Source organism: Mycobacterium sp. (assembly GCF_032162605.1).
In the GTDB taxonomy this organism is placed as follows: domain Bacteria; phylum Actinomycetota; class Actinomycetes; order Mycobacteriales; family Mycobacteriaceae; genus Mycobacterium.
Window position 1 is genome coordinate 1 of the sequence record NZ_JAVROT010000530.1, and the last position, 8752, is coordinate 8752.

General features: G+C 64.9%; 7 protein-coding genes and 1 pseudogene. 4 read left to right on the top strand and 4 right to left on the bottom strand.

Annotation, left to right across the window (positions count from 1 at the left end):
* Positions 1-680 (bottom strand): annotated as a pseudogene (locus QOI01_RS29380) (MGH1-like glycoside hydrolase domain-containing protein); the annotation flags it as partial.
* 12 nt (positions 681-692) lie between these two features.
* Positions 693-1130 carry a hypothetical protein gene (locus QOI01_RS29385; protein WP_526386668.1) on the bottom strand — a complete coding sequence of 146 codons (438 nt, stop codon included), beginning with the start codon at positions 1128-1130 and terminating at the stop codon, positions 693-695.
* Positions 1131-1547: 417 nt separating this feature from the next.
* Here QOI01_RS29385 and QOI01_RS29390 point away from each other — a divergent pair, with 417 nt between their 5' ends.
* Together QOI01_RS29390 and QOI01_RS29395 are read left to right on the top strand one after the other, a co-directional pair.
* Entirely contained in the window at positions 1548-2054 is a 507-nt protein-coding gene (locus tag QOI01_RS29390; RefSeq protein WP_526386669.1) for a DUF1003 domain-containing protein, read from the top strand.
* 323 nt (positions 2055-2377) lie between these two features.
* A complete protein-coding gene (locus QOI01_RS29395; RefSeq protein ID WP_526386670.1) occupies positions 2378-3208 on the top strand; it encodes a carbon-nitrogen hydrolase family protein in 831 nt (276 codons plus the stop codon).
* On the opposite strand, the gene QOI01_RS29400 is transcribed toward QOI01_RS29395, so the two are convergent.
* Positions 3189-4727: a GMC family oxidoreductase gene (locus QOI01_RS29400; RefSeq protein ID WP_526386671.1), complete on the bottom strand. Its 1539-nt coding sequence runs from the start codon at positions 4725-4727 to the stop codon at positions 3189-3191. The genes QOI01_RS29395 and QOI01_RS29400 overlap by 20 nt on opposite strands.
* Positions 4724-6142, bottom strand: a complete 1419-nt coding sequence (locus QOI01_RS29405) for a purine-cytosine permease family protein (protein ID WP_526386672.1) — start codon at positions 6140-6142, stop codon at positions 4724-4726. The genes QOI01_RS29400 and QOI01_RS29405 overlap by 4 nt, the downstream gene beginning before the upstream one ends.
* Positions 6143-6418: 276 nt before the next feature.
* Between QOI01_RS29405 and QOI01_RS29410 the strand changes: the two genes are divergently transcribed.
* Positions 6419-7678 carry a flavin-containing monooxygenase gene (locus QOI01_RS29410; protein ID WP_526386673.1) on the top strand — a complete coding sequence of 420 codons (1260 nt, stop codon included), beginning with the start codon at positions 6419-6421 and terminating at the stop codon, positions 7676-7678.
* A gap of 1 nt (position 7679) precedes the next feature.
* A partial coding sequence (locus tag QOI01_RS29415) for an amidohydrolase (RefSeq protein ID WP_526386674.1) occupies positions 7680-8752 on the top strand: 1073 nt, incomplete at its 3' end.

The following is an 8752-nucleotide window of genomic DNA, read 5'->3' on the forward strand; positions in this document are numbered from 1 at the left end:
GGTCGGGTTCCATCGGCGTCCCAGGACCAGGTGTTGCGGTACCACATGGTCGGAAGCACGTGCAGCAGTTCGGTGTCGGGCCCGGCGTTGGTCACGCTGATCATCATCAGGATGACGGTCGGATCCGCCTTGGCGTACTGCACGTCGACGACCCAGTAGCGGTCGTCGTCGAAGATCCCCGTATCGAGCAGTTCGTACTCCCGGTCGCGCTTGCTCCGTCGGCGGTTCTCGTCCAGCAGCTGCTGGTAGGGAAATGCCCGCTGTGGATAGTGGTAGCGCCAGCTGTTCCAGGAGTGGCTGGGTACGGCATCCCGGTACCACCAGTACTCCTTTACGTCCTCGCCGTGATTGGCCTCGGCACCGGTGAGCCCGAACGCCCGCTCCTTCAGTATCGGGTCACGCCCGTTCCACAGCGCGAGCGCCAAGCACAACCGTTGTTCGATGTCGCAGAACCCGGCGAGCCCGTCCTCGCCCCACCGGTAGGCGCGCGAACGTGCATGATCATGCGGTAGATAGGACCATGCGTCACCGTCGGCGCTGTAGTCCTCACGGACTGTGCCCCACTGTCTTTCGCTGATGTAGGGACCCCAGAGGTACCAGTCACTGGCTTGCCGCAGGCCGAGGTCGAGCCGGCCGAAGCTCGCGACCCGCTGTCCCTCTGCGCCTGCGGCAACCGTCACGTGGACATCGGTTCAACGAGAGGTCGAGTCGAGCGCGTCCGCGTTCGCGCGTGAATAGATGGCGTCCCATACCGCCGACTCGGCTTCATCAATGGTGGCCTGCGCGAAGTCGATCGCCGACAGTGCGTAATCTTCGGCAAGGTCGGCATCGTTGGCGGCGAGGTCCGCGTCGAGGCGGTCCTGCTTGTCACTGACGTTGGCCTTCACCTTCGCAACATGCGCCTGCCACTTCGCGTGCATCTCTTGCCACTGCGACGAGGCCTTGTCCTTGGCATCAACTGCCTTGTCGTTGAGTCGATCCGCCGCTGCGCTCGCACGATCGCGAGCGCTGATGACATCGGTCTCCAGCTTATACTTGGTGCTTTGGCCAGCAGCCTTCAACTTGTCGGATGCGTCCTTCGCCTGGTCGGAGATCTTGTCGAACTGCGCGCTCAGGTCAATGTCTGTCATTGGGACTCCTACGTCTTCGGTTGGATGACTCCTGAATCGTCGCCCGGGGATCTTTCACCGTCATTGTGGATGCCGACAACGTCGGAGGCCGGATGATGTTGCGCGCTACAGCCGTGTAGCAGCCGCCCCGAACTACTCGGCACCTTCAGCTTCGTCAGCATGCGGACGAGGAGATCGTGGACGAATTGGAATCCCGCGAGCGGGGCGCCCGAACTGGGGCATTCGTACGCAAGTTTCGACATCGCGACTCGCTCCGCGAGCGGCTTCGCTGGTTCGATGGACATCGCTCGGCGTCGTTGTTGCGGCGAACAATTCCGTAGTGCCGACCGTGTGCCGGCGGACACCATCCGGTCGGATACCCACGGATAGAGTTCGGCGCATGGCTGGTGTATGCGATAGACCGCGAAAGGAACGACCGTGACGACCGATCACCCCGCTGTCAGTGCCCGGCGCCTCCCACAGCTGATCCCGCGCCGGCTCCTGCGCGGCAAGGTGGCCCACCATCCAGTCGTGTTGGAAGAGGCCGAGCGCCGAAGCCGGGACTTCCAGCTGCGTCTGGCCGATCAGATCACCACGTTCGCGGGCTCGATGAACTTCGTGTGGATGCATGCTGCGATATTCGCCGTCTGGATGCTGTTCCTGGAGAAGAGCCCGTGGCCCATGTTGACCCTCGTCGTGTCGCTCGAGGCGATCTTCCTTTCGGCGTTCGTGATGATCGGTCAGAACCGACAGTCGACGTTCCAGCAGGCCAAGGCAGACCATGACTTTGAAACTCAAGACTTGGAGCTGAAGACCAATACCGAACTGACGCGGCAAATCCATGTGCTAACAGTGGAGTTGCATCGGCGTCTCATCGAGCGATCGCCATCCGACTTTCTCGATCCCGCAGCGACTCCCTCGGACGGTGACGTGCCTCGCGCGTAGGGCGCAGTGCGGCAACGTTTTTCTGCCATACAGGCATCGTCCGTTGCAACGCTCGATGCGGTGCGTCGATAGCGCACGGCATTCGGGTGATAGCTCTGCAGCAGTACCATCGGGCTGATCATCGATTGGTCAGGAAATGCGGGTGGATCGGTGATCTCGTCCGAGTGGTGTCGCTTCCGCCGCCCTTCCGCCGCCCGGGCGGTGGATGCATCCCATCCGGTTTCGAGATGCCGTAGATCGGAACATTGTGCTTGACCCTGCGTCTGCCGACCACTCACGATGGCAGGAGCCGCCATGGAATCCGTCAGTTGAGAGGCGCCGTCATGAGCACGACAACCGTCGGTATCGCACAGTGGCACGCCGTCTGCGGCGAGCCTCGGCGAAACCTGGACACCGCGCTGACCCACATCGGGTCGCTGGCCGCTCAAGGCTGCGAACTCATCGTGCTCCCCGAACTATGGGCATCCGGATACGACGCAGCGTCGCTCGCCGATGACGCAGCCGTCGCCGCCGAGCCACTCGATGGAGAGCGCGGCCGTCAACTCGCAGCGGCCGCCTTGCAACACGGTGTCTGGCTCTTCGCGGGGTCGGTGCCCGAGATCGTTCAGGACGGCCGGCTCTACAACACGGCCGTCGTCTACGCACCGGATGGCAGCCTTCGGGCGCGACACCGCAAGGTGCACTTGTACACACCGCTGGGTGAGGATGACGTGTTCACTGCCGGCTCGGAACCGACCGTGGTGGACGTCGACGGCATCGGGACCGTCGGGCTCAGTGTCTGCTTCGACGGGGATCATCCCGAATACGCCCGGGCATTGCACGACCTCGGCGCGCGCGTGGTCATCTCGGTGTCCGCCTACGAGACCGCGACGGAGTCATGGTGGGACATCCTGTATCCCGCCAATGCCCTAGCGAATGGTCAGTGGTGGTTGATGGCCAACCAGAGCGGTGGCGAAGGGCCGAACGCTCTGTTGGGCCGCAGCCGGATCATCGCCCCCGACGGTGCTGCGATCGCCGAGGCACCCAGGTGGGACGGAAACGGGAACGAGACCTATCTGCTCGTCACATCGCTGGACTTGTCCACTGCCGTCGCAACCGCCGAGCACGACGCTGGGGCGCTCTGGGCCTCCGGACTTATACCCGTGCGCCGGTGATCAGCAGGTCGCTGGCCCGCTCGGCCAACGCCATGACGGTGCCCACGGGATTCACCGACGGGATGGTCGGGAACACCGATGCATCCACCACGCGCAGGCCCGTGATGCCGCGGACCCGCAAGCTGGGATCGCACACGGCCATCGGATCGTCTTCACCACCCATTCTGCACGTGCCTGACACGTGGTACACGGTTTGATGGGTGGCCCGAAGCGCCTCCGACAGGTCTTCGTCGGACTCCAGTTCCGGGCCGGGAAAGACCTCGCGGACAATCCATTCCGACATGGGCGTCTGCGCTGCGACGCGCCGGGCGAGCCGGATGCCTGCGACGAGCGTCGCTTCGTCGCGGCCATCGGGGTCGGTGAAGTACCGGTAGTCGATCGACGGAGGGCGGGAGGGATCGTCACTCGTGATCCATACCCGACCGCGGCTGCGCGGCTTGGCCACGTTGGGAGCGATGGACACGATGCGCTTGGGCAGCACTGCGCCGTAGGTGACCGCATGATCAGCGACAGCCTCAACCGGAAAGTGCATCAACACATCCGGGCGACAGGGACCGTCGTCACTCAGCCGCACGGCCGCGCCGGCGTCCCACCCCGTCGCACAGGTGTCGGGCACGACACGGTCCGTCTCCCACACGATGAGCCCCTCGGCGTGATCCATCAGATTCTCACCGACACCGGGCAGCTCGACCAGCACGTCAACTCCCGCGTCCCGCAGCACGCCGGCAGGACCGATCCCCGACAGCTGCAGCAGCTTCGGCGAATCGATCGCTCCGCAACACACCACCACCTCCCGGCGGGCACGCACCTCGGTCAGTTCGCCGTCCTGGTTGCGGGTCACCACACCCACCGCGGCACCGTCCTCGACCAAGATGCGGACCGCTTGCTCGCCATGGCGCACCGTGAGATTGGGCCTGGTGCGCAGCGCCTGGTGCAGATAGTGCACCGATGTGGAGGAACGCAGATGATCTTCCGGCGTATAGCCGATCTCGAAGAATCCTGCTCCGACGCCGGTTTCGGCGAAGTCGGGATCAGAATTCCAGTTGGTGCGTGACGGCAGATCGAGTGCCTGGCGTGCAGATTGCACCACGTCGGCGACATACGGGTTGCGGTCCCGCTCGGCGACCGGGGTGATCGGCGTGGCGAGGCGGTCGAAGTACGGACCTACGGTGTCCGCGTCCCACCCGGCGGCGCCCAGTGCCACCCATTCGTCCAGGTCTGCGCGCAGTGGGCGCCACGAAATCATGGTGTTCGCCGTGGAGCAGCCCCCCAGGATGCGCATCCGTGCCTGGCGGATGTGCGAGTTCCCCCGCTCCTGGGCGACGCTGCGGTAATCGAGGTCGTACTCGCCTTCCAACATCTCCGCCCAACGACGGATGTCGCGGGCGCGGGGCTCGAGCTCGTCGGACGGCCCCGGCTCGATCACCGTCACGTTCGTCTTCTGATCCTCGGAAAGGCGCGCCGCCACAATGCATCCCGCAGTACCGCCGCCGACGACGAGATAGTCGGCAAGGGTCACGCCATCGTCTCCGTGGACTTCGGGATGCCGGGGGCGTCCACGGCGGTAGCGCGCACCCGCGGGCCCATCAGCACGTAGTAGAGCGGGCAGATGACGATGAGCCCGACGATCCAGGAGATGTCCACCCCGCCGATGGCCGCGGCGGCGAACCCGGTGAACAAAGTGGTGGACAGGAAGGGAACCTGCACGAGGATGCCGGCGAGGTAGCAGCCGATGGCCACCCAGTTGAATCTTCCGTATTGCCCACCGTCGCGTTCGAACAACGCCGAGATGTCGTAGTGGCCATGGCGCAGCACGTAGTAGTCGACCAGATTGATCGCCGTCCACGGAATCAGCACGCACAGCAGCAGCGCCAGGAAGTTGGCGTAGTTTGCCAGGAAGTCGTCGGCGCTGACCAACGCTGGGACCAGGGTGATCGCGAACAACACGACCGCAGTGACTGCCCGGCTCGTCGCCTTCGGCGTCCAACGGGAAAAGACGTTCTGGCCGATGGTGATCGTCGACAGAGTTCCGCAGTAGAGGTTCATCGCATTGGTCGCGGTGATACCGACGGCGAAGATCGCGAACACACCGGTGGACACCCCGTGGGTCAGGGTGGACAGGCCCTCCAGGGTGTCATCGGCGGGCAGAGCGGCACCGACCAGAACGCCCAGCAGCATCGGCAGCACCGAGCCGAGTACGCAGCCCGTGTAGGTACCCCAGAAGGCGGCGCGCTGGCCGGTGTCCCGCGGCATGTAGCGGGTGTAGTCGGAAACGTACGGCGCATAGGCGATCTGCCACAGCGCGGCCACCGACAGCGTGGCCATGAAACCGACCCAGCTGAAACCACCGCTGTGCCAGGTCTCCGCGGGGACGCCGTTGACGGCGATGATCCAGACGAAGGCCACGACGAGCGTGATGCCGGCGACGACGGACAGCAGCGCCGTCACCTTGTGAATCAGCGAATATCCCACCACCGTCGCGATGACGCTGATCAACCCGATGATGACAATCGCCCAGTTGACGGGCAGGCCGGTGACTTTGGCCAACGCCTGGCCGCCGAGCACGGCATTGGAGGCGAAGAAGCCCAGGTACATGAACACGACGAGAACGACGACGAGAAGGCTTCCGTACGAGCCGAACTGAGCGCGGGTCTGCAGCATCTGCGGGACACCCATCTGCGGGCCCTGGGCAGCGTGCAGTGCCATGACCACGCCTCCCACCAGGTTGCCGAGGATGATCGCCGTCGCCCCCGCCCACAGCGGAAGACCGAATACCGTCGTCGCCAGCGCACCGGTAATGATCGTCAGCAGCATGATGTTGGAGCCGAACCAGACCGTGAACAGATCACGGGCCCTGCCGTGTCGTTCATCGAGGGGGACGTGCTCGATTGTTCGCCGTTCAACCTGCCCAGGAAGGGGTGCGGGTGTGCTCATCGCTACCGACTTTCACCGTGTGATCAGGGTGCGCGCTCGCCTAGTGGCGATCGCGATCACCTCAGTATCAGCCGTGAGACTGCAGACATAAAACGCAAATATCCGGCCCGCTACATCGTTTTTTCAGATGACCTGAACGGGCACCCACATCGATAAATCAGAACTAAAAGCTCAGAAACATCTGCTCGACAGGAGCATTGCGACCCACGGAGGATTCGAGGGACGAGCACGCGCATCCAGACCCAAGACAGGATGCCGTTCGGAGTGGAGGTTGGTATGTCGAGCCAAGAGATTGACGTCCTCGTCGTCGGCGGGGGCCAGGCCGGCCTTGCGATGAGCGAGCATCTGGGTGCCTGCGGCGTGCCGCACCTCGTCTTGGAGCGAAACCGGATCGCCGAGCGCTGGCGCTCGGAGCGCTGGGATTCCCTTGTCGCGAACGGACCCGCCTGGCATGACCGCTTTCCCAACCTGGAGTTCTTCGACCTCGATCCCGATGCCTTTGCCTCCAAGGAGCAGGTCGCCGATTACTTCGTCGCGTACGCCGAGAAGATCGCCGCGCCCATTCGGTGCGGGGTCGAGGTGACGTCGGTGACGAGGCACGTCGGCAGGCCGGGCTTCCGCGTGGAGACGACTGACGGAATCGTCGACGCACGCTTCGTCATTGCCGCGACCGGACCATTCCAGCGCCCGGTCTTCCCGCCGATCGTTCCTGACGGCGCGGTACCGGTGCAGATGCACTCCAGCGGCTACCGCAACCCCGAGCAACTGCCCGACGGCGCCGTCCTGGTGGTCGGAGCCGGGTCGTCGGGAGTGCAGATCGCCGATGAGCTTCGCCAGGCGGGACGGCGGGTGTACCTCTCCGTCGGCCCGCACGACCGCCCACCGCGGCGGTATCGCGGTCGCGACTTCTGCTGGTGGCTCGGTGTTCTGGGCCTCTGGGACGCCGAGACTCCACCCCTGGGTGCGGAGCACGTCACGATCGCGGTCAGCGGGGCGCACGGCGGTCACACCGTCGACTTCCGTGACCTCGCCGGTCGTGGCATCCAACTCATGGGCATGACCGCTTCGTTCGAGAGCGGCACCCTGCGTTTCGCGCCGGACCTCAGCGACAACATCGCCAAGGGCGACGCCAACTACCTGTCCCTGCTCGACGAGGCCGACGCCTACGTCGCGCGGAACGGTCTCGACCTCCCCGAAGAACCGGAGGCCCGTGTCCTGGAACCCCTTCCCGAGTCCGTCACCGACCCTCTCCTGGAACTCGATCTGGCCGACGCAGGTGTCAACACCATCATCTGGGCCACCGGCTTCGCCACCGACTACAGCTGGCTGCAGGTCGACGCATTGGACGAACGCGGCAAGCCGAAGCACCGGCGCGGTGTGTCGTCCGAGCCCGGTGTCTACTTCCTGGGGCTGCCATGGCTGTCGCGGCGCGGATCCAGCTTCATCTGGGGGGTCTGGCACGACGCCAAGCATCTCGCCGACCACATCACGACCCAGCGTGGCTACCTCGCACACGAGACCACCGGGCGCGCTTAGCGTGATCGCTGACGCCCTGTTCGTCAACGCCTCGGTGTTCACCACTGACAACCTTCTGCGCCAACCCGATTCGGTTGCCGTCCGCGCTGGCGTGATCGTCTACGTGGGCCAAGGTGTGCCTGACGACACGATCGGACCGAGCACCGAGATCATCGACGCCTGCGGTGCGAGCCTGCTTCCCGGCTTCATCGATGCCCACGTCCATCCGGTGGCTGCCGGCATGCAAGCGCTGCGGTGTGACCTTTCCCGGCTCCCCCACGACCGCGCGATCTACCTCGGCGCCATCAGTGACCACGCCCGCACGCATCCCGACGAACCGGTGATCAGCGGCGGCGGTTGGTACGGTGACGCGTTCCCAGGGGGCTTCCCCACGCGCAGTGACATCGACACGGTGGTCAGCGATCGGCCGGTGGTGCTCACCAGCCACGACGGGCACGGCGTCTGGACGAATACCAAGGCACTGCAGGTCGTCGGAATCGACCGCAGCACACTCGATCCCGCGGGCGGCAGGATCGTGCGCGATGAGGACGGCATGCCAACGGGGATGCTCTTCGAGCGAGCCGCGGACCCGGTCACCAATCTCATCCCCTCCGTCACTCCGGATTTCATGTACCGCGCTCTGCTCGAGGCACAGCGACACTTGCATTCGGTTGGTGTCACCGGCTGGCAAGACGCCGGGGTGGGCATTCCGCTGTTCGGACTCGACGACGTCCTGCCGACCTACCTCGACGCCGACGCCTCGGGTGAGCTGACGGCCCGAGTCGTTGGCGCACTGTGGTGGAGTGCCGACCGCGGGCGCGACCAGATCGACGAACTCCGGGCCCGACGCGAGGCATCCGGCCACGACCGCTTCCGTGCCACCACGGTCAAGGTCATGCAGGACGGGATCTGTGAGAACTGCACCGCGGCGATGCTCGCGCCGTATCGCACCGCACCCGGAGAAGCAGAGACCAGCGGGCTGTCGTTCATTGCACCCGACGACCTCGTCGAGATCACGTCCGCCCTGGCGTCCGAACGCTTCCAGATTCACATGCACGCAGTCGGTGATCGTGCGGTGCGGGAGTGTCTGAACGC

What these genes read in the sequence shown, in the direction of transcription:
- QOI01_RS29385 (WP_526386668.1), bottom strand. Translation starts at nt 1,130, where the DNA reads ATGACAGACATTGACCTGAGCGCGCAGTTCGACAAGATCTCCGACCAG.
- QOI01_RS29395 (WP_526386670.1), top strand. Translation starts at nt 2,378, where the DNA reads ATGAGCACGACAACCGTCGGTATCGCACAGTGGCACGCCGTCTGCGGC.
- QOI01_RS29405 (WP_526386672.1), bottom strand. Translation starts at nt 6,142, where the DNA reads ATGAGCACACCCGCACCCCTTCCTGGGCAGGTTGAACGGCGAACAATC.
- QOI01_RS29410 (WP_526386673.1), top strand. Translation starts at nt 6,419, where the DNA reads ATGTCGAGCCAAGAGATTGACGTCCTCGTCGTCGGCGGGGGCCAGGCC.